Raw genomic sequence first — 21750 nt, 5'->3', positions numbered from 1 at the left:
CAGGCCGATCACAATAGATCCGAGGTAAGCGTCATGAAGTTTTCCCTGTTCGTACACATGGAACGTTGGGATGAAAGCGTCAGCCACCGTCAGTTGTTCGAAGACTTGACCGAACTGACCCTGATGGCCGAGGCCGGTGGTTTCAGCACCGTGTGGATTGGCGAACACCACGCCATGGAATACACCATCTCGCCGAGCCCGATGCCGCTGTTGGCTTACCTCGCGGCCAAGACCACCACCATTCACCTGGGCGCCGGCACCATCATCGCGCCGTTCTGGCACCCGTTGCGGGTGGCGGGCGAATGCGCATTGCTCGACGTGATCAGCAACGGCCGCATGGAAGTCGGCCTGGCCCGTGGCGCCTACCAGGTGGAATTCGACCGCATGGCCGGCGGCATGCCCGCCTCTTCCGGCGGCCAGGCCTTGCGCGAGATGGTGCCGGTGGTGCGCGCCTTGTGGAAAGGTGACTACGCCCACGATGGCGATATCTGGAAATTCCCCACCTCCACCAGCGTGCCCAAGCCGATCCAGCAGCCCAACCCGCCGATGTGGATCGCCGCCCGCGACCCGGACTCGCACAACTTCGCGGTGGCCAACGGCTGCAACGTGATGGTCACGCCGCTGATGAAGGGCGACGAAGAAGTCCTCGACCTGAAAAACAAATTCCAGGCCGCCCTCGACAACAATCCCGACGTACCGCGCCCGCAACTGATGGTGCTGCGTCACACCCACGTGCATGCCGCCGATGATCCGGACGGCTGGAAAGTCGGGGCCAAGGCGATCTCCAAGTTCTATCGCACCTTCGATGCCTGGTTCGGCAACAAAGAGGTGCCGGTGAATGGCTTCCTGGCCCCGAGCCCGGAAGAGAAATTCGCCGCGCGCCCCGAGTTCGAGCTGGAAAGCCTGCACAAGACCGCGATGATCGGCACCGCCGAAGAAATCATCCCGCGCATCCGCTACTACCAGGAACTGGGGGTGGATGAGTTCAGCTTCTGGTGCGACAACAGCCTGCCGCATGCCGAGAAGAAGAAGTCCCTGGCGCTGTTTATCGAGCAGGTGGTGCCGGCGTTTCGCTGAGTGACCCGCAGCTAAACGTGCGAGCGGGCTTGCCGTGGGGGCAGGCTCGCTTGCGCTGGGGGGGGCAAAACGCCCCCAAAAGCCGGGCACTGCCACGCAGCGCAAGCAAGCAAGCTCCCTTGCCACAGAAAGCCCGTGCCTGCAGTTGCCGCCTGCCGATCACCTACACTCATCACAGCCACGCGACATTTAGCCTCAGCCCATCATCGCAGCACCTGTAATAGTCTATTGCAGGACTCCAATGTACTAACTAGTTACTTATCTTGCTAAAATCGCGTCTTTGCCCTCTCACCTTCGAGTCCTGTCGATATGAAACGAGCATCGCGCGCCCATGGCGCCTCTAGATTCCTCCTGTTGGGTTTGGGCGTCATCATCGCCCTGCTCGGCCTCGCGCTGGCTGTTGGCGGCGCCAAACTGGTGAGCCTCGGCGGTTCCTGGTATTTCCTGATCGGCGGCGTGGCCATGGCGGTTTCCGGGCTGTTGATCGCCCGAGGCAAAACCGCTGGCGCGTGGTTGTTCGCAGCGTTCCTGGTGGGGACGGCGATCTGGGCAGTGGCCGATGTCGGGCTGGTGTTCTGGCCGCTGTTCTCGCGGCTGTTCATGTTTGCGGCCATCGGCCTGGTGGTGGCGCTGGTGTATCCGCTGCTGGCTGGCCGGCCTGCACGCGGTGCCTATGGCGTCGCCGCCGTGCTGGCGGTGGGTGTGGCGGTGGCGGTGGGCAATATGTTTGTCGCCCATCCGAGTGTCGCGCCCAACGGTACTGGCCCGGGCATCACGCCGGTGGCTGCAGCCGACGCGCAGAAAGACTGGGCGCACTACGGCAACACCGAAGGTGGCAGCCGCTTCGCCGCGCTGGACCAGATCAATCGCGACAATATCGACAAACTCAAGGTGGCGTGGACCTACCACACCGGTGACGTGGCGATCAGCGACGGCAACGGTGCCGAAGACCAGCTCACGCCCTTGCAGATCGGCAACAAGGTGTTTATCTGCACGCCGCACAACAACCTGATCGCCCTCGACGCCGACACCGGCAAAGAGCTGTGGAAGAACGAGGTCAACGCCAAATCGGCGGTCTGGCAGCGTTGCCGGGGCATGGCCTACTTCGACGCCACCGCGCCGATCGCCCAGCCGACCCAGCCCAACAGCTCGCCGATCATTGCCGCCAGCGTGCCTGCCGGTGCGCAGTGCCAGCGCCGGTTGCTGACCAACACCATTGATGCGCGCCTGATCGCCGTGGATGCCGACACCGGCAAATTCTGCGAAGACTTCGGCACCCATGGCCAGGTGGACCTCAAGGCCGGCCTCGGCGATGTACCGGACAGCTACTACCAACTGTCGTCCGCGCCGTTGATTGCCGGCACCACCGTGGTGGTCGGCGGCCGCGTCGCCGACAACGTGCAGACCGACATGCCTGGCGGCGTGATCCGTGGCTTCGACGTGATCAGCGGCCAAATGCGCTGGGCCTTCGACCCGGGCAACCCGCAAGACAAGCAAGCACCGGCCGACGGCAGCACCTATGTACGCAGCACCCCGAACAGCTGGGCGCCGATGTCTTATGACCCGCTGATGAACACGGTCTTCCTGCCGATGGGCAGCTCGTCCACCGACATCTACGGCGTCGAACGTACTCAACTGAACCACAAGTACGGCGCCTCGGTGCTGGCACTGGATGCCTCCACCGGTGCTGAAAAGTGGGTGTACCAGACGGTCCACAATGACCTGTGGGACTTCGACCTGCCGATGCAACCGAGCCTGATCGACTTCACCCCACCGGGCAGCGACAAGGCAGTTCCAGCGGTGGTGATCGGCACCAAGGCCGGGCAGATCTATGTGCTCGACCGCGCCACCGGCAAGCCGCTGACCGAGGTCAAGGAAGTCCCGGTCAAGGCCGCCAACATTCCTAACGAACCCTACTCGCCGACCCAGCCGAAATCGGTGGGCATGCCGCAGATCGGCGCGCAGACCCTGACCGAGTCGGACATGTGGGGCGCCACGCCGTACGACCAACTGCTGTGCCGCATCGACTTCAAGGGCATGCGCTATGAAGGCCTGTACACCGCGCCAGGCACCGACAAGTCGCTGAGTTTCCCAGGCTCCCTGGGTGGCATGAACTGGGGCAGCATCTCCACCGACCCGGTGCACGGTTTTATCTTCGTCAACGACATGCGCCTGGGCCTGTGGATCCAGATGGTGCCGTCGCAGAACAAGGCGCAAGCCTCGTCCGGTGGTGAAGCGTTGAACACCGGCATGGGCGCAGTACCGCTCAAGGGCACGCCGTATGCGGTGAACAAAAACCGCTTCCTGTCGGTGGCCGGCATTCCGTGCCAGGCGCCGCCGTTCGGCACCCTTACCGCCATCGACATGAAGACCCAGAAGGTCGCGTGGCAAGTGCCGGTGGGCACCGTTGAAGACACCGGTCCGCTGGGCATCCGCATGCACCTGCCGATCAAGATCGGCCTGCCGACTCTCGGCGGTACCCTGTCGACCCAGGGCGGCCTGATCTTCATTGCCGGCACCCAGGACTTCTACCTGCGCGCGTTCAACAGCAACAACGGTGATGAAATCTGGAAAGCCCGCCTGCCCGTCGGCAGCCAGGGTGGCCCGATGACCTACGTGTCGCCAAAAACCGGCAAGCAGTACATCGTCATCACCGCCGGCGGCGCACGCCAGTCCACCGACCGTGGCGACTACGTGATCGCCTACGCCCTGCCATAACCCCTGTGTTCGCGCGGTGCCCCCCGCACCGCGCTTTCGGCTTTTGGAAGACCGCGCATGACCCCCACTTCTCACTTTTTTCCCGACCGCCTGCTTGGGCGCCTGTTGCTGGGCCTGGCTTTCAGTGCCGCCCTGCCCGCCCAAGCCGACGACACCACCCTGACCGGCGACTGGGGCGGACTGCGCCGCGAGCTGGACGAGCAAGGCATCCGTTTTACCGGCGACTACAGCGGCGAAACCGCCTATAACGCCCACGGCGGCCAGCACCGTTCGGCGCGTTATTCGCAGAACCTCAAGCTCGGCGTGCAGTTCGACCTGGGCAAGCTGTACGGCTTCAACAATGGCGACCGCATCCAGCTGACCATCAATGACCGGCGCGGCAACAGCGCCTCCGAGGACCTGGTGGGTAACCGCCTGCCGATCCAGGAAAACTACGGCGGCCTCTACACCCGTCTCACCGAGCTGAGCTACGAGCGCACGCTGTTCACTCCGGCGCTGAATCTCAAGCTCGGCTACATGGCCATGGGCAATGATCTTGGCGGCCTGGACAGCGGCATTCTGTGCAACTTCATGAACGCCGGTTTCTGCGGGCACCCGCTGAACATGTCCGGCGGCAGCGGCTGGACCAACTACCCGAATGCGCGCCTGGGCGCACGGGTGAAGTATGACTTCTCGCCGTCCTGGCAACTGCGCGTGGCCGCTTTCAACGTGGACCCGGACAGCAACGGCAACTCCAGCCGCGCCTGGCACCTGGGCCCCAAGCACACCACCGGCACCGTGGTGCCGATCGAGCTGGTGTACAAGCACGCCGGCACCCTGCCGGGTGAATACAAGCTGGGCTATTACTACGACAGCTCGGATGTAAAACGCATCGGCAGCGACAAAGACGTCAGCGGGCGTGGCGGTCACTACCTATTGATCGACCAGGCCGTATGGGCCTCCAGCAGCTCCGCCGGCCGTGTGCTGCACGCCTTCGGCCAATACTCCGCCGCCAGCGAAGCGGCCTCGCCGTTCAGCAAGTGGTATGGCGCGGGCGTAGTGCTGTACAAACCGTTCGAAGGGCGCCCGCGCGATACCCTCGCCCTGGGTTATGGCCGTGCCGTGCCGAACCCGCGCAGCCGTGACGTGCAGGAGCTGGCGGCGTTCAACGCAGGCAACAGCTACCCCAACCTGGACAATGCCGAACAGCTGATCGAACTCAGCTACGGCTACCAGGCTACGCCTTGGCTGAACCTGCGCCCGGATGTGCAATACATCATCGAACCGGGAGCGTTTTCCGGCTCGGACATCGACAACGCGTTGGTGTTGGGCTTGCAGGTCAAGGCCGTGTTCTAAGCGTTTCAACAGTCAAAAATGCAGGAGCGGGCAAGCCCGCTCCCACAATGACCTAGGACGTGCCCTGCTGGTACTCACGCGGCGTGCAGCCAAACTCGCGCCGAAACACCGTATGCAGGTACTGCGCGGATTTGAAGCCACATTGCTGGGCAATATCGGCAATCGCCAGTGCCTGGTTTTCCAGGCCCTTGGCGGCGGCGGCGAGTTTGAAGCGCAGGATCTCGTCATGCACGCTGCAGCCGCGCTCCTTGCGAAAGTGCGACTCCAGTGACGAGCGCGACACCCCCACATAAGCCGCCACCTGCGCGGTCTTGATGCCCTGGCACGCGTACTGGCGGATAAACAGCAGGGCCTGCATCACATACGGATTCCCCAACGGCTGGTGCAAGCTGGAGGCCTGCACATTGATCGCCTCCGGTGGCACCAGGATCTGCGTTCCGGTGCAGGGCTTGCCGTGCAGCATCTGGTGCAGCAATGCCGCCGCCGTGCGCCCCATGGTTTCGGTACCCTGGATCACTGAGCTGAGCGGCACCCGCGTGAGGGTGCGGGTCAGCGGGTCGTTGTCGATGCCGATCAACGCCACTTCCTCCGGCACCGCGATGCCGGCAGTCAAACAGGCTTGCAGCAATTGCCGCGCGCGGGCGTCGGTGACGGCAATGATGCCGATCGGCTTGGGCAGGCTCTGCAGCCAGGCGATCTGCTGCTCCACTGCGCTGTCCCACAGCGGCGCGCTGGTTCCCAAACCGCGATAGACCTCGACGTGCAAGCCGTCCCGCTGCAGCAGCAAGCGAAAGGCTTTCTCGCGCTCCTGCGCCCAGCGATTGGCCTGCGCCTCGGGCAGGCTGAAACAGGCAAACCGGGTCAGGCCGGCCTCGATCAGGTGTTCGTAGGCCAGTTTCATCAGCGCATGGTTGTCAGTGGCCACGTAAGGAATGCCGGTGGGATAAGCACGCGCATCCTGGTAGGAGCCGCCCACCGCCACCACCGGCAGCTTGATATCGGCCAGTGCTTCGCCAATCAACGGGTCGTCGAAGTCAGCGATGATGCCGTCCCCCTGCCAGCGCTCGATGCCCTTGAGGCGGCACAGGAAGTCTTCCTCAAGGAACAGATCCCAGGACGCGCGGGTGCTGCTCAAGTAATTGCCGATGCCGGTGATGATGCCCCGGTCGTAGATCTTGCTGCCGTTGAACAGCAAGGCAATGCGGTGCACGGGCGGTAGGGTTTTCATTGTTTTTGTCCGAAGGCCAGTCGCTACAGACTAGCCCCCGCCACTCAAAATCGCACCACACCTTGATGATTTTCATACTCGGCAGGCCAGGTGCCGTTGCTAGTATCCAGACACCGCCAAGAACAATAAGGAAAACGCCATGACGTACTTCCCCGGTGTCGAGAAGGTTCGCTTCGAAGGCCCCGACAGCGATGCTCCCCTCGCCTTTCGCCATTACGATGCCAACAAGCTGATCCTCGGCAAGCCCATGCGTGAGCACCTGCGCATGGCGGCCTGTTATTGGCACACCTTCGTGTGGCCGGGGGCCGACATGTTTGGCGTGGGCACCTTCAAGCGCCCGTGGCAGCGCAGCGGTGACCCGATGGAACTGGCCATCGGCAAGGCGCAGGCGGCGTTCGAGTTTTTCTCCAAGCTGGGCATCGACTACTACAGCTTTCACGACACCGACGTGGCGCCGGAAGGCAGCTCGCTGAAGGAGTACCGCAACCACTTCGCGCAGATGGTCGATCAGCTTGAGCGCCATCAGGAAGAGACTGGCATCCGCCTGCTGTGGGGCACCGCCAACTGCTTCAGCAACCCACGGTTTGCCGCCGGCGCCGCCAGCAACCCGGACCCGCAAGTGTTTGCCTACGCCGCCGCGCAGGTGTTCAGCGCGATGAATGCCACGCTGCGGCTGAAGGGGTCCAACTATGTGCTGTGGGGTGGCCGCGAGGGCTATGAAACCCTGCTCAACACCGACCTCAAACGCGAGCGCGAGCAACTCGGGCGCTTTATGCGCATGGTGGTGGAGCACAAGCACAAGATCGGCTTCAAGGGCGACCTGCTGATCGAGCCCAAGCCTCAGGAGCCGACCAAGCACCAGTACGATTACGACAGCGCCACGGTGTTCGGCTTCCTGCATGAATACGGCCTGGAACACGAGATCAAGGTCAACATCGAGGCCAACCACGCGACCCTGGCCGGGCACAGTTTTCATCATGAGATTGCCACCGCAGTGTCGCTGGGCATCTTCGGCAGCATCGACGCCAATCGCGGCGATCCGCAGAACGGCTGGGACACCGACCAGTTCCCCAACAGCGTCGAGGAGATGACACTCGCCACTTATGAAATCCTCAAGGCCGGGGGCTTCAAGAATGGCGGCTACAACTTCGACTCCAAGGTGCGCCGGCAGAGCCTGGACGACGTCGACCTGTTCCACGGCCACGTCGCGGCGATGGATGTGCTCGCCCTGGCACTGGAGCGTGCGGCGGCAATGGTGCAGAACGACCGCCTGCAGCAGTTCAAGGACCAGCGCTATGCCGGTTGGCAGCAGCCGCTGGGCAAAGCCGTACTGGCGGGCGAGTTCAGCCTCGCGTCGCTGGCCGAGCATGCCTTTGAGCACGAGCTGAACCCGCAGGCGGTGAGCGGCCGGCAGGAGATGCTGGAGGGGGTGGTCAACCGGTTTATCTATCCCTGATGGCGAGCGGACTTCCTTTGGCTGGCGGACTCTTTGTGGTGAGCAGCCTCTTTGTGGCAAGTGGGCTCTTTGTGGTGAGCGGGCTTGCCCCGCGTTGGGCTGCGAAGCGGCCCCAAAACCAGGCACCTCGGTGTGCCAGGTTGAACCCGGTCGCTTGCAATAGGGGCTGCTTCGCAGCCCAACGCGGGGCAAGCCCGCTCGCCACAATAAGCTTGCTAGCCTCAATAAGCCTGCTAGCCACAATGAGGCTGCTCACCCCCAATAAATCCACTTGCCACAAGGCTGCTCGCCACAAATACAGTGTTCGCCTAGAGTCTTCGCACAGTGTCTTTCCAACAACAATAAAAGGACGCACCACCATGAAAGCATTCAAACGCACGCTGCTCGCCACTGCCCTGGCCTTGCTCGCCCTGCCGGTGATGGCTGACCCTGCGCACCCGAAGATCGGTTTCTCCATCGACGACCTGCGCCTGGAGCGCTGGTCGCGAGACCGCGATTACTTCGTCGCGGCGGCAGAAAAACTCGATGCCAAGGTCTTCGTGCAGTCCGCCGATGCCAACGAGCAGAAGCAGATTTCCCAGATCGAAAACCTGATCTCACGCGGCGTCGACGTGATCGTGATCGTGCCGTTCAACGCCACCGTGCTCACCAACGCCGTCGCCGAAGCCAAGAAGGCCGGGATCAAGGTGGTGTCCTATGACCGCCTGATCCTCAATGCCGATATCGACGCCTACATCTCCTTCGATAACGAAAAGGTCGGCGAGATGCAGGCCAACGGTGTGCTGCAAGCGGCGCCCAAGGGCAACTACTTCCTGCTCGGCGGCGCGCCCACCGACAACAACGCCAAAGTGCTGCGCGAAGGCCAGATGAAAGTGCTGCAGCCGGCCATCGACAAGGGCGATATCAAGATTGTCGGCCAGCAGTGGGTCAAGGAATGGAACCCTACCGAAGCGCTGGGCATCGTCGAAAACGCCCTGACCCGGAACAACAACAAGATCGACGCCATCGTCGCCTCCAACGACGCCACCGCCGGCGGTGCGATCCAGGCGCTGGCCGCGCAGAAGCTCGCGGGCAAGGTGCCGATCTCCGGCCAGGACGCCGACCTCGCCGCCGTCAAGCGTGTGATCGACGGCACCCAGACCATGACCGTGTACAAACCACTCAAGTTGATCGCCACCGAAGCCGCCAAGCTGTCGGTGCAACTGGCGCGCAATGAGAAGCCGTCCTATAGCTCGCAGTACGACAACGGCAGCAAGCAGGTCGACACCATCCTGCTGACCCCGACACCGCTGACCAAGGCCAATATCGACCTGCTGGAGAAGGACGGTTTCTATACCAAAGAGCAGATTGGCGGGCTGTGACCGCCATGGCTGACTACCTGCTGCAAATGAACGGCATCGTCAAAAGCTTTGGCGGTGTCAACGCGCTCAACGGCATCGATATCAAGGTGCGGCCGGGGGAATGTGTCGGCCTGTGCGGTGAGAACGGCGCCGGCAAATCCACCTTGATGAAGGTGCTGTCGGCGGTCTATCCGTATGGCACCTGGGAGGGTGAAATTCTCTGGGACGGACAGCCGCTCAAGGCCCAGTCCATCAGTGAAACCGAGGCCGCCGGCATCGTCATCATTCACCAGGAGCTGACGCTGGTGCCCGATCTGTCGGTGGCCGAGAACATCTTCATGGGCCACGAACTGACGCTGCCTGGCGGGCGCATGAACTACCCGGCGATGATCCATCGCGCCGAACAGTTGATGCGCGAGCTCAAGGTCCCGGACATGAACGTGGCGCTGCCGGTGTCGCAGTACGGCGGCGGTTACCAGCAGTTGGTGGAAATCGCCAAGGCCCTGAACAAACGGGCGCGCCTGCTGATTCTCGACGAGCCCTCCTCGGCCCTGACCCGCTCGGAAATCGAGGTGCTGCTCGACATCATCCGTGACCTGAAGGCCAAGGGCGTGGCCTGTGTGTACATCTCGCACAAGCTCGATGAAGTGGCGGCGGTGTGCGACACCGTCTCGGTGATCCGCGACGGCAAGCACATCGCGACCACGGCCATGGCCGACATGGATATCCCGCGGATCATCACGCAGATGGTCGGGCGGGAAATGAGCAACCTCTACCCCACCCAACCCCATGACATCGGCGAGGTGGTTTTCGAGGCGCGCAATGTCACCTGTTACGACGTCGACAACCCCAGGCGCAAACGCGTCGACGATATTTCATTCAGCCTCAGGCGCGGGGAAATCCTCGGCATTGCCGGGCTGGTCGGTGCCGGGCGCACGGAACTGGTATCGGCACTGTTCGGTGCCTACCCCGGCCGCTACAGCGGCGAGGTGTGGCTGGACGGCCAGGTGATCGACACCCGCACGCCGCTCAAATCCATCCGCGCCGGGCTGTGCATGGTGCCCGAGGACCGCAAGCGCCAAGGCATCATCCCGGACCTGGGCGTCGGCCAGAACATCACCCTGGCCGTACTCGACACCTACGCGCACATGACCCGCATCGACGCCGAGGCCGAACTGGGCAGCATCGATCAGCAAATCACACGCATGCACCTGAAGACGTCCAGCCCGTTTTTGCCGATCACCAGCCTGTCCGGCGGCAATCAGCAAAAAGCCGTGCTGGCGAAAATGCTGATGACCCAGCCCAAGGTACTGATCCTCGACGAGCCCACGCGCGGCGTGGATGTGGGCGCCAAGTACGAGATCTACAAGCTGATGGGCGCGCTGGCGGCCGAAGGGGTGTCGATCATCATGGTCTCCTCGGAGCTGGCCGAAGTGCTCGGCGTGTCCAACCGCGTGCTGGTGATCGGCGACGGCCAGTTGCGCGGCGATTTCATCAACCAGGGGCTCACCCAGGAACAGGTGCTCGCCGCGGCGCTCAGCCAACACAATAATAACGATCGGAAAACCGCGTAGATGAATCAGGTCAAACAGCTGTTTACCCGCTACAAAATGCTCGCACTGGTGATCGCCGTGGCGTTCATCTGGCTGTTTTTCACCTGGCAGACCGAGGGCGGTTTCCTCACCCCGCGCAACCTCTCCAACCTGCTGCGCCAGATGGCGATCACCGGGATCCTGGCCTGCGGCATGGTGCTGGTGATCATCAGCGGCGAGATCGATTTGTCGGTGGGTTCGCTGCTGGGATTACTGGGCGGGCTCGCGGCGATCCTGGACGTGGTCTATCACGTGCCGCTGCTGGCCAACCTCAGCCTGGTGGCGCTGTGCGGGTTGATGATCGGATTGGCCAACGGCTACATGACCGCTTACCTGCGCATCCCCTCGTTTATCGTCGGCCTGGGGGGCATGCTGGCGTTTCGCGGGATTCTGCTGGGGATCACCGGCGGCACCACCATCGCGCCGGTGTCGCCGTCGCTGGTGTACGTCGGCCAGGGTTACCTGCCGCACGCGGTGGGCGTGGGGCTCGGCGTGTTGCTGTTTGCGCTGACGCTGTTCCTCACCTGGAAACAACGGCGCAACCGCGCACTGCATGGCCTGGCGGCGCACTCGCGGGTGCGCGACGTGCTGCGGGTAGTGCTGATCGGCGCGGTGCTGGCCGGGTTCGTCACCACCCTCAACAGCTACGACGGCATCCCGGTGCCGGTGCTGTTGCTCCTGGTGCTGCTCGGCGTGTTCAGCTATGTCACCAGCCAGACCGTGTTCGGCCGCCGCGTGTATGCGGTGGGCAGCAATATGGAAGCCACGCGCCTGTCGGGCATCAACGTGCAGGCGGTCAAACTGTGGATCTTCGGCATCATGGGCGTGATGTGCGCCTTCGCCGGCCTGGTCAACACGGCCCGCCTCGCCGCCGGCTCACCCTCGGCGGGCAGCATGGGCGAACTGGATGCCATTGCTGCGTGCTTTATCGGCGGCACGTCCATGCGCGGCGGCTCGGGCACGGTGTATGGCGCGTTGCTCGGGGCGTTGGTGATTACCAGCCTGGATAACGGCATGTCGATGCTGGACGTGGACAGTTACTGGCAGATGATTGTGAAAGGCAGCATTCTGGTGCTGGCGGTGTGGGTGGATGTGAGTACACGGGCGGGGCGGCGCTGAACGCAAGCAAAAAAATGTGCGAGCGGGCTTGCCTGCGATAGCGGTCTATCAGTGACAAATGTCCTGACTGACCCTGCGCTATCGCGGGCAAGCCCGCTCCCACAAAGGTCCTGCGGGGTTCTAACCGTTGTTACTTGGAGACCGGCATCGCAAACTCCGCGCCCTGCTCGATGCTTTCCGACCAGCGCTGCATGATCGACTTCTGCTTGGTGTAGAAGCGCACACCTTCAGTGCCATAGGCATGCATGTCGCCAAACAAGCTCTTCTTCCAGCCACCAAAGCCGTGCCAGGCCATCGGTACCGGGATCGGTACGTTGATGCCAACCATGCCCACTTCGATGCGCCGCGCGAACTCGCGGGCAATGTTGCCGTCGCGGGTGAAGCAGCTCACGCCGTTGCCGAACTCGTGGTCGTTGACCAGCTTGATTGCCTCGCCGAAGTCACTCACGCGCACGCAGGCCAGCACCGGGCCGAATATTTCTTCGCGGTAGATGCTCATCTCTTTGGTCACGTGATCGAACAGGGTCGCGCCGAGCCAAAAGCCGTTTTTCAGCCCCGCTTCGGTCGGCACATAGTCACGGCCGTCGAGCAGCAGTTGCGCGCCAGCCTTCACACCTTGTTCGATGTAGCCGCTGATGCGCTCAAGGGCGGCACGCGACACGATCGGGCCCATTTCGGCCTTGAGGTCGCGGCCATCGGTGATGCGCAGTTGCTTGGCGCGTTCGGTCAGGGCGGCGATGACTTTGTCACCGACATCGCCGACCAGCACCGCCACCGAAATCGCCATGCAGCGCTCGCCGGCACTGCCGTAGGCGGCGCCCATCAGCGCGTCGACGGTTTTCTCGATGTCCGCGTCGGGCATCACCACCATGTGGTTTTTCGCGCCGCCCAGGCCTTGCACGCGCTTGCCGTTGCGCGCGCCGGTTTCATAGATGTACTGCGCAATCGGTGTCGAACCGACAAAGCTCACAGCCTTGACGTCCGGGTGTTCGATCAGCGCGTCCACCGATTCCTTGTCGCCCTGCACCACGTTGAATACGCCTTTCGGCAAGCCGGCTTCATGCAGCAGCTCGGCCATGAACAGCGAAGCGCTAGGGTCAGTCGGGCTCGGCTTGAGGATGAACGTGTTGCCCGCCGCAATGGCGATCGGGTACATCCACATCGGTACCATCACCGGGAAGTTGAACGGCGTGACGCCGGCCACCACGCCCAGCGGCTGGCGCAGGGTCCAGTTGTCCATGCCCCGCGAGACCTGGTCGGAATGCTCGCCCTTGAGCAGGTTCGGGATGCCGCAGGCGAATTCAAGAATATCGATGCCCCGGTCGACTTCGCCCTGGGCGTCGGTGAAGACCTTGCCGTGTTCGGCGACGATGATGCGCGCCAGGTCGTCCTTGCGCTCACGCAGCAGGTGCAGGTATTCGAACAGTACGCGGGCGCGGCGGATTGGCGGGGTGTCGGCCCAACCGGCGAAGGCGGCCTGGGCAGCGGCGACGGCTTCGGACACGGTCTGGCGGCTGGCCAGGGCGACGCGGGCGGTGACTTCGCCGGTGGCCGGGTTGTAGACGTCCTGATACCGGTCATCGCGGCTCACGCGCTGATCGTTGATGTAGTGCTCGATTGTTGTAGTCATGGCAATAGATCCCAGGTGGGTGGCGTTGGGACACACGATAGGCTTTCGGTTTGTTCCAAACCAGAGCAGAATCCAGAACTGATTGTCCTTATAAGCGAACAATAAGCGCATGGAAAAATCCGAAATCGAAGGCCTGTGGACCCACATCCACTGGCTGTCAGTGCTGGAAGAACACGGCACCTACACCGCTGCAGCGGCACGGTTGGGGGTGAGCAAATCGGCGGTCAGCCAGCGCATCAGCGACCTGGAAAAAGCCACCGGTACCCGTTTGGTGACGCGCACCACGCGCAGTGTGCGCCTCACCGATGCCGGGTTGTCGCTGACCCGCGAGGTGCGCGGTGCCTACGAACAGATCGCGCGCAGTTTTTCCTCGGTGCGCGACTCGGCCGGGGAGATTCGCGGGCTGGTGCGCCTCACCGCCCCGGTGGCGTTCGCGCGCCAGCAACTGGTGCCGCACTTGTCCGAATTCCTCCAGCGGTATCCGCAGGTGCGCCTCCAGCTGGATGTGTCGGACGCCTTGAGTTCGCTGGCCGCCGAAGGCTACGACCTGGCGGTGCGCCACGGTTTCCAGGTGCCCGAAACCCACGTGGCTTGGAAGCTCTGCGACACCGGCTCGGTGCTGGTCGCCAGTCGCGATTACCTGCAACGCCATGGCGAGCCGCGCGAACCCGGCGACCTCAGCGCGCACAACTGCCTGTTCTACCCACGCGGCAGCGACCAGCCCGCCTGGACCTTCGAACGCGGCAGCAAACACCTCGAGCGCGTCACCGTACCGATCGCTGGCAGCTTCGCCACCAACAACAGCGAAGCGTTAAGGGATGCGGCCCTCAACCACCTGGGCATCGCCCTGCTCCCGGATTTCAGCGCCCATGCCGCGCTGGCCAGCGGCAAGCTGGTGCAAGTGCTCAAGGACTGGACGCTCAAGGGCGCATTTGCCGATGAGATTTACCTGATACGGCCCTATTCGCCCCACGTGCCGAAGTCGGTGAGTGCCTTGGTCGGCTTTTTGAAAGAACGGTTGTCGGGCGGGTTCCGATTCAAGGGCTGAGGTTTTCCTCTTGCCCAACAGAACAAAAAGTCCATAATGGACAAATAAGTTCAATAATCGGAGCGCCCATGTCCAGCACACCTCACGTCATCAACCACGCCCAGGCCCGCGAGTTACTTGCTCAGGTGGATGTACTGCAGATCCTGCGTGCGCTGTTTCGCGACCTCGCCGCCGGGCACGCAGTGCAACCGGCGCAACAGTTGGTGGAATTTCCCCACGGCGGCGGTGACTTTATCAACTACCTGGGGGTGCTGGCGCAGGACGGCGTGTATGGGGTCAAGACCTCACCCTACATCGTGCGCGAACAAGCGCCGCTGGTGACGGCCTGGACGCTGCTGATGTCGATGCAAACCGGCCAGCCGTTGCTGCTGTGCGATGCCGCCGAGCTGACCACCGCGCGCACGGCCGCGACCACGGCGTTGGCGGTGGATGCACTGGCGCCGCCGCAGGCAAAGCGCCTGGCGATCATCGGCAGTGGCAAGGTCGCGCAGGCGCATCTGCACTATGTGAAAGACCTGCGGGACTGGCAGAGCATCAACCTGTTTTCGCCGAGCCTGGCCGGGGAAAATCCCCAGCTCGAAAGCCTGGACCCGCGGTTGAAGATCGCCTCAACCTGCGATGCCGCATTGGAGGATGCCGACGTGATCCTGCTGTGCACCTCCTCGGCCGGGCCGGTGATCGACCCGGCGCGCCTGGGCAAGCCGGCGTTGATCACCTCCATCAGCACCAACGCCCCGCGCGCCCATGAAGTGCCGCCGCAAAGCCTCAACGACATGCAGGTGTTCTGCGACTATCGCCGTACCACCCCAGGCTCGGCCGGCGAAATGCTGATTGCCGCCGAACAACACGGCTGGGACATCGGTTCGGTGGTCGGCGACCTGCCAGAGTTGCTCAGCGAGCAGGTGCCGCGCCCCTCCTACGACCGTCACGTATTCTTCCGCTCTATCGGCCTGGGCCTGGAAGACATCGCACTGGCTAATGCCCTTTGGAGACAGCTATGAGCCACGCAGACTTCATCATCATCGGCGGCGGCATTGCCGGCGCCTCCACCGGTTTCTGGCTGTCGCCGCACGGCAAGGTGATTGTGCTGGAGCGTGAATCCCACCCGGCCTACCACTCCACCGGGCGCTCGGCGGCGCTGTATACCGCCGCCTATGGCACCCCGCAGGTGCGCGCGCTGACCCTCGCCAGCCGTGAGTTTTTCGACCACCCACCCAGCGGTTTCTGCGAGCACCCACTGCTGACGCCACGCGGTGAAATGACCGTGGACTTCATCGGCGACCCGGATGAATTGAACGCGCAGTACTTGAGCGCCAAGGCCACCGTGCCGCAGGTCGAGCAACTGAGCGCCGACCTGGCCTGTGCGATGCTGCCGATCCTGCGCCGCGAAAAAGTCCACGGTGCGATTTATGACCCCACTGCCAGCGACATTGACACCGACGCCCTGCACCAGGGCTATTTGCGCGGGATTCGCCGCAATCAGGGCGAAGTGCGCACTGACAGCCACGTCCTCGGTTTGAGCCGCGACAGCGCCGGTCTCTGGCATGTGAATACCCAGGACGCCACCTTCACCGCGCCGATCATCATCAATGCCGCCGGCGCCTGGGCCGATCATATCGGCGGGCTGGCCGGCGCCGCCGCCATTGGCCTGCAACCCAAGCGGCGCTCGGCGTTTATCTTCGCCGGCCCCGAAGGCCAGGACACCCACGCCTGGCCGATGCTGGTGGCCCTCGACGAAGCCTTCTACATGAAGCCCGACGCGGGCATGTTCCTCGGCTCCCCCGCCAACGCCGACCCGGTCGAGGCGCAGGATATCCAGCCCGAAGAGTTGGACATCGCCATGGGCATCTACCAGATCGAAGAAGCCACCACCTTGACCATCCGCCGCCCGACCCGCACCTGGGCCGGGCTGCGCAGCTTTGTCCACGATGGGGATCTGCTGGCGGGCTTCGACTCGCAGGTGCCGGGGCTGTTCTGGGTCGCGGCGCAAGGCGGCTATGGCATCCAGACCTCCCCCGCCATGGGCCAGGCCAGTGCCGCACTGGTGCGCGGTGCGCCGCTGCCGGAGCAACTGACGCGGTTCGGCCTGGACGCTGGTATGCTCTCCCCCGCCCGCCTGGAGCCGCATTGATGAACACCGCCGAACACGACAAGGTCATGCAGAACTTCCGCGCGATTGCCGACGCAATCGCCACGCTGTTCTTTCCCCACGCGGAAGTGGTGCTGCATGACTTGCGCACGCAAAAAGTCGATTACATCGCCAATAACCTGTCCAAACGTGGCATCGGTGATGAGTCGGCGCTGGAGGACATGCTCAGCGATGACGTCAGCGAGGTGAATATCGGCCCCTATGAAAAACTCAATTGGGATGGCCAGAAGATTCGCAGCCTGAGCACCGTGCTGCATGACCATAACGGCCGTCGCCTGGCCGTGCTGTGCATCAACCTGAATATCTCGCTGTTCGAGAATGCCAAGGCGGCGCTGGATCTGTTCCTGTCGCCGAGCAAGTTGATCCCGCAACCGGATTCACTCTTTCGTGATGACTGGCAGGAACGCATCAACACCTTCTTGCACGCCTGGATGCGTGAACGCCAATTGAGCCTGAACCTGCTGACCCGTGACCACAAGCGTGAGCTGGTGCTGGCGCTGCATGCCGAAGGCGCGTTCAAGGGCAAGAGCGCCTCCAACTATGTGGCCAATGTGCTGGGCATGGGGCGGGCGACGGTCTACAAGCACTTGAAGGAATTGAAGGGCTGAAAGCAGCTTTTGTGCAGGCGCCCGGCTCGCCGGAGATAGGGTCCTTGCGGTCGCCATCGCCGGCAAGCCGGGCTGCTGCAAGGGTCAATCGCCGTAGATATCAGACTTGAAGTACTGCTGCGAAATCTTCTGGTACTCGCCACTCGCGCGGATGCCATCGATGGCGCTGTTGAGTTGGCTGACCAACTCGGTATTGCCCTTGCGCACCGCGATCCCCGCGCCCTCGCCCACGTATTTCGGGTCCTTGAGTTCCGGGCCGACAAACGCATACCCCTTGCCGCGTGGCATCGACAGGAAATCGCTCAGGGGAATGGTGTCGGCGAAGATCGCGTCCAGTCGCCCGGCCGCCAGGTCCATGTAAATCTCTTCGTTATTGCTGTAGCGCTTGACGGTGATGCCCTTGGGCTCGAACACCTCGGTGGCGTAGCGGTCGGTGGTCGTGGCGCGTTGCACGCCGACCGTCTTGCCCTTGAGGCTGGCGTACTGGTCATCCACCACCGCGCCGTCCTTCATCACCAGGCGCGACGAAGTGAAGTAATACTTGTGGGTGAAATCCACCGACTTCTTGCGGTCTTCATTGATGGTCATGGACGACAGGGCCATGTCGATTTTCTTCACCTTGAGGGAAGGAATCAGGCCGTCGAACTCACCTTCGATCCACACACACTTGACCTTCATCTGCGCGCACAAAGCGTTGCCGATGTCGTAGTCGAAGCCAACGATCTTGCCTTCCTCGGTCTTGGACGCAAACGGCGGGTAAGCGGCCTCGATGCCGATGCGCAGGGTTTTCTCGGCAGCCAGCAAGTGGCTGGAGGCGATCAGGCCAAGGGCCAGGACGGGAATGACGAAGCGTTTCTTCATGGTTGTGTCTCGCAAGTTGTTGTTGGTTTAGGCAAGCGCGAAGAAAAAATCAGACAAAAAAGAGCTTTATTTGTACTTATAATTCCATATTGGACTTTTATGTATATAGCGTCAAATCGCCTCGCCACCCTATGACTTTTTTGCACAACGCACCGGTGTTTTTGAGCGTTCATCTCTAGATTTATGCGTGCCTATACTCGGTTCAGCCTCCCGGTGGAATCGAGGGGCCGCAGCATTACAGCCATGTCCCTACAACAATAATCAAGGACACCGACCATGACCCAGCCCTTCCTGGCCGCTCGGGATTTTCTGCTCGCTCACCGTACCGACTACGCCACCGCCGTGCGCGACTTCCGTTGGCCACACCTGGACGCGTTCAACTGGGCCCTGGACTACTTCGATGCGATGGCAGAAGGCAACGCGGCGGATGCGCTGTGGATCGTCGAAGAGGACGGCAGCGAGCAACGCTACAGCTTCCAGCAACTCGCGGCGCGCTCCAACCAGGTGGCCAACCACCTGCGCGCCCTGGGTGTGCGCCGGGGCGAACGCGTGCTGCTGATGCTCGGCAACGATGTCGCGCTGTGGGAAACCATGCTGGCTGCGTTCAAGCTGGGCGCCGTGGTCATCCCCGCCACTGCCCTGCTCAACCCCGATGACCTGAGTGACCGTATCGAGCGCGGCCAGGTGCGCCACCTGGTGGTCGGTGAAGCGCATGTCAGCAAGTTTGACGGCCTCGGCGCTGGCTGCAGCCGCATCTGCGTGGGCGCCGCCCCCACTGGCTGGGTCGCGCACAGCGCCGCCTTCGAATACCCCGAGCAGTTCGAGGCCGAAGGCCGCACCCTGGCCACCGACCCGATGCTGCTGTATTTCACCTCCGGCACCACGTCCAAGCCGAAAATGGTGCTGCACAGCCACCAGAGCTATCCGGTCGGCCACTTGTCGACCATGTACTGGATCGGCCTGCAGCCGGGTGACCTGCACCTCAATATCTCGTCTCCGGGCTGGGCCAAGCATGCCTGGAGCTGCCTGTTCGCGCCATGGAACGCCGGCGCCTGCATCTTTATCCATAACGTCGCGCGTTTCAGCGCGCCGGCCCTGCTCAACACGCTGGAACGTTACCGCGTGACCAGCCTGTGCGCGCCGCCCACCGTGTGGCGCATGCTGATCCAGGAGGACCTGGCCAGCTACAAAAACCGTCTGAACCTGCGTGAACTGGTTGGCGCCGGTGAACCGCTGAACCCGGAGATCATCGAGCAGATCCAGCATGCCTGGGGCCTGCCGTTGCGCGACGGCTTCGGCCAGTCGGAAACCACCGCGCTGGTCGGCAACACGCCAGGGCAATTGCTCAAGCCGGGCTCCATGGGCCGGCCGCTGCCGGGCTACCAGGTGGCGCTGCTCGATGCCGACGGCGTGCCGGGCACCGAGGGCGAAGTCGCCCTGCCCCTGGCGATACGTCCGCTGGGCCTGATGCTGTGCTACGAGGACAGCCCGGAAAAAACCGCTGAGGTGATGCGCGACGGCTACTACCGCACCGGCGATACCGCGCAGATCGACGCCGACGGCTACATCACGTTTGTCGGGCGCGCCGACGACGTGTTCAAGGCGTCCGACTACCGCATCAGCCCCTTCGAACTGGAAAGCGCGCTGATCGAGCACCCGGCGGTGATGGAAGTCGCCGTGGTACCCAGCCCGGACCCGCTGCGCCTGGCGGTGCCAAAGGCCTTCCTGATCCTCGCCCACGACGCCCCCGGCAGCGCCGAGTTGGCGCAGCACATCCTCGCCTTCGCCCGCGAACACCTGGCGCCGTACAAGCGCGTGCGGCGCATCGAGTTTGTCAGCGAATTGCCCAAGACCATCTCCGGCAAGATTCGCCGGGTGGAATTGCGCCAGATGGAAGTGCTGCGGCGCCAGAGTGAAACGCGGGGTGAGCAGGAGCACTTCGAGGAGGACTTTGTGCGGCCGACGGTGGAGTCGTAGTCCACGCGCCTGAACACGCCCGGTAGCCCGTCAAGGTGTTACCGGGTGAGTGAGCAGGCGTGAGGATCATCGTTCAGTCAGGTCGAGAGGCTGGGTTTGTCGCTGTCAGGGCCTGAAGAGGTAGATTTCCTGATACCCCAGCCGGGTGTCATCGGTGACGTGCAACAGGCGGCCACCGGCATAGGCGATGTCTGCCAGAACCGACGGGTGCGGATGCCCATGGCTGTTGCGCACTGCGTAAGAAATGACCGCGTTCACGCGAGGCCGGTGATTCAACCCGGGGTTATAAAAACGCGCACCTGCATTAGGCGCTGCGCCATGGTGCGGGACCACTACGGTTTGAGTCTGGGGAAGCTCTCGTTTGTAGTGCCGTTCAAAGTCCTGCCAGATGCCCGGCTCGCCCAACGGAGCATCGCCTGTGCCGATCCAGCCGGGGAGTACAACCTCCCGCTCACTCCTCGAGTAGCAATGACGACAATATTGCTGGTAGCTGTCATGGTGCTCTTTGCGAATGATCCTACTTAGCCTGAACCCCGGCCCCGAATACAGACCCAGTGACAGGAAATTCGCCAGGCAATCGCCAGAGGCCTCATTCATCCAGGCGGGCGCGAACTCCGTGATGGCTTCACGATAGGCTTCGATCGCCAGATCACGATTACCCTTGGGCTTGCTGGTTTGCGTCCGCCCTTGTCCTCGCTTGGCACGTACCGTCACAGGTTTGGTGTCGAGCCAGGTGATAATCGCCTGGGCACCCTCGGCCTTATCGGACAAGGCCTCGACGGGAAAGCCAATGTGCTTGAGTGATCGCAGGATCAGTTCGCCCAACGTCGCATGCAGTCCACGGTTCCAGAAACGGAGCTTCCAGGTGTCATGGCGTCCTGCCGAGGATGAACCGACGACCAGATTATCTTCATCGAGCATAACCGTGCCGGGCGCAGCACCGGTGCTTTCCAAGACCACCGACACAGGGTGTGGAAACTCTTGCGTCCGCGGCGGCTCAGACCGCTCGGCGTCTGGTGGCTCCCGTTGAGGATCATCGGAAAATACGCGCTCCTCGGTCTTTCGAGGGCCGGTTTTCACCATGGTGACGGGACGCTTCCAGAGCTTGCCAACCCCATTGGCCAGGCCGTGCAACTCCTTGAGAGTATCCTTATCAATGGCGTCGGCCTGGCTGGCAATAATCAGTGCCAACTCCTCGACACCCAGATAAGGCAGGACAATGCGGTCCACCGCATAGCGTTTCACCAGGCTCTGCGCACCATTCATATGATCGGCGTCAAAGTGAGACAGGACCATCAGGTCAAGAACCGCCTTATTCCCACCCGGCGCCCGCTTCGTCAAAGAAACCCGTTTCAACGCGTACTGGAACTCCGGGGATAGCTTCGCGTATTTCAATGCGCCGCAGTCGAAGACGTAGTCAAACCGGTGCCGCCCGGTCGCTGAAAATTCGACCGTTGCCGAATGAAACGAGCCTTGACCTACGCCGTGCTGAATCCGTGAATGCCTGACGTACATGTCGTTGATACCCCTGAAATAAAGGGCAGGGATGGTAAGGTGGCAATTTAACATCGTCAACGCTGTGGCGGTCATGCAGCGGCCGCCCGGCCTTTTG

The 21750-nt window shown here is 62.7% G+C and carries 16 protein-coding genes; 12 read left to right on the top strand and 4 right to left on the bottom strand.

The window, feature by feature from the left end:
* The first annotated feature begins 33 nt into the window (after positions 1-33).
* The 3 genes from AC07SI_RS09175 to AC07SI_RS09165 all read left to right on the top strand — a co-directional run bounded on the left by AC07SI_RS09175 (position 34) and on the right by AC07SI_RS09165 (position 5130).
* Positions 34-1077 (top strand): LLM class flavin-dependent oxidoreductase, encoded by a 1044-nt coding sequence (locus AC07SI_RS09175; RefSeq protein WP_495005589.1) that lies wholly within the window; start codon positions 34-36, stop codon positions 1075-1077.
* Between the two features lie 309 nt (positions 1078-1386).
* On the top strand, positions 1387-3795 hold the full coding sequence (locus AC07SI_RS09170) for a glucose/quinate/shikimate family membrane-bound PQQ-dependent dehydrogenase (RefSeq protein WP_495005588.1): 2409 nt from the start codon (positions 1387-1389) through the stop codon (positions 3793-3795).
* 57 nt (positions 3796-3852) lie between these two features.
* Positions 3853-5130 (top strand): carbohydrate porin, encoded by a 1278-nt coding sequence (locus AC07SI_RS09165; RefSeq protein WP_213552329.1) that lies wholly within the window; start codon positions 3853-3855, stop codon positions 5128-5130.
* A 52-nt stretch (positions 5131-5182) separates the two neighbouring features.
* On the opposite strand, the gene AC07SI_RS09160 is transcribed toward AC07SI_RS09165, so the two are convergent.
* Entirely contained in the window at positions 5183-6358 is a 1176-nt protein-coding gene (locus tag AC07SI_RS09160) for a XylR family transcriptional regulator (protein ID WP_106804448.1), read from the bottom strand.
* Positions 6359-6497: 139 nt separating this feature from the next.
* Between AC07SI_RS09160 and xylA the strand changes: the two genes are divergently transcribed.
* The 4 genes from xylA (at position 6498) to AC07SI_RS09140 (ending at position 11865) form a co-directional block, all read left to right on the top strand.
* Positions 6498-7814 (top strand): xylose isomerase, encoded by a 1317-nt coding sequence (gene xylA, locus AC07SI_RS09155; RefSeq protein WP_065905671.1) that lies wholly within the window; start codon positions 6498-6500, stop codon positions 7812-7814.
* A gap of 359 nt (positions 7815-8173) precedes the next feature.
* The gene (gene xylF / locus AC07SI_RS09150; protein WP_065905667.1) at positions 8174-9175 is read left to right on the top strand and encodes a D-xylose ABC transporter substrate-binding protein; all 1002 of its coding nucleotides are present in this window, start codon (positions 8174-8176) and stop codon (positions 9173-9175) included.
* Between the two features lie 5 nt (positions 9176-9180).
* Positions 9181-10728, top strand: coding sequence for a D-xylose ABC transporter ATP-binding protein (gene xylG, locus AC07SI_RS09145; RefSeq protein ID WP_495005587.1), 1548 nt, complete (start codon positions 9181-9183; stop codon positions 10726-10728).
* Positions 10729-11865, top strand: a complete 1137-nt coding sequence (locus AC07SI_RS09140) for a sugar ABC transporter permease (RefSeq protein WP_065905663.1) — start codon at positions 10729-10731, stop codon at positions 11863-11865.
* Between the two features lie 130 nt (positions 11866-11995).
* Here AC07SI_RS09140 and AC07SI_RS09135 read toward each other — a convergent pair whose 3' ends face one another.
* Entirely contained in the window at positions 11996-13495 is a 1500-nt protein-coding gene (locus AC07SI_RS09135; RefSeq protein ID WP_495005586.1) for a CoA-acylating methylmalonate-semialdehyde dehydrogenase, read from the bottom strand.
* Positions 13496-13604: 109 nt separating this feature from the next.
* Here AC07SI_RS09135 and AC07SI_RS09130 point away from each other — a divergent pair, with 109 nt between their 5' ends.
* The 4 genes from AC07SI_RS09130 (at position 13605) to AC07SI_RS09115 (ending at position 17300) form a co-directional block, all read left to right on the top strand.
* A complete protein-coding gene (locus tag AC07SI_RS09130; protein WP_065905660.1) occupies positions 13605-14543 on the top strand; it encodes a LysR family transcriptional regulator in 939 nt (312 codons plus the stop codon).
* A 68-nt stretch (positions 14544-14611) separates the two neighbouring features.
* On the top strand, positions 14612-15544 hold the full coding sequence (locus AC07SI_RS09125) for an ornithine cyclodeaminase family protein (RefSeq protein WP_495005585.1): 933 nt from the start codon (positions 14612-14614) through the stop codon (positions 15542-15544).
* Positions 15541-16674 (top strand): NAD(P)/FAD-dependent oxidoreductase, encoded by a 1134-nt coding sequence (locus AC07SI_RS09120; RefSeq protein WP_065905658.1) that lies wholly within the window; start codon positions 15541-15543, stop codon positions 16672-16674. Before AC07SI_RS09125 ends, AC07SI_RS09120 begins: the two co-directional genes overlap by 4 nt.
* A complete protein-coding gene (locus tag AC07SI_RS09115) occupies positions 16674-17300 on the top strand; it encodes a helix-turn-helix transcriptional regulator (protein ID WP_065905656.1) in 627 nt (208 codons plus the stop codon). The genes AC07SI_RS09120 and AC07SI_RS09115 overlap by 1 nt, the downstream gene beginning before the upstream one ends.
* 84 nt (positions 17301-17384) lie before the next feature.
* On the opposite strand, the gene AC07SI_RS09110 is transcribed toward AC07SI_RS09115, so the two are convergent.
* A complete protein-coding gene (locus tag AC07SI_RS09110) occupies positions 17385-18161 on the bottom strand; it encodes an ABC transporter substrate-binding protein (RefSeq protein WP_065905654.1) in 777 nt (258 codons plus the stop codon).
* A gap of 276 nt (positions 18162-18437) precedes the next feature.
* Here AC07SI_RS09110 and AC07SI_RS09105 point away from each other — a divergent pair, with 276 nt between their 5' ends.
* Positions 18438-20138: an AMP-binding protein gene (locus AC07SI_RS09105; protein ID WP_495005584.1), complete on the top strand. Its 1701-nt coding sequence runs from the start codon at positions 18438-18440 to the stop codon at positions 20136-20138.
* A gap of 105 nt (positions 20139-20243) precedes the next feature.
* Here AC07SI_RS09105 and AC07SI_RS09100 read toward each other — a convergent pair whose 3' ends face one another.
* On the bottom strand, positions 20244-21728 hold the full coding sequence (locus tag AC07SI_RS09100; RefSeq protein WP_495005583.1) for an MBL fold metallo-hydrolase: 1485 nt from the start codon (positions 21726-21728) through the stop codon (positions 20244-20246).
* Positions 21729-21750 lie beyond the last annotated feature (22 nt).

Source organism: Pseudomonas sp. GW821-FHT05D12 (genome assembly GCF_059419825.1).
Note: the sequence above shows the minus strand (reverse complement) of the source record. Positions and strands in the feature narration are given on the sequence as shown.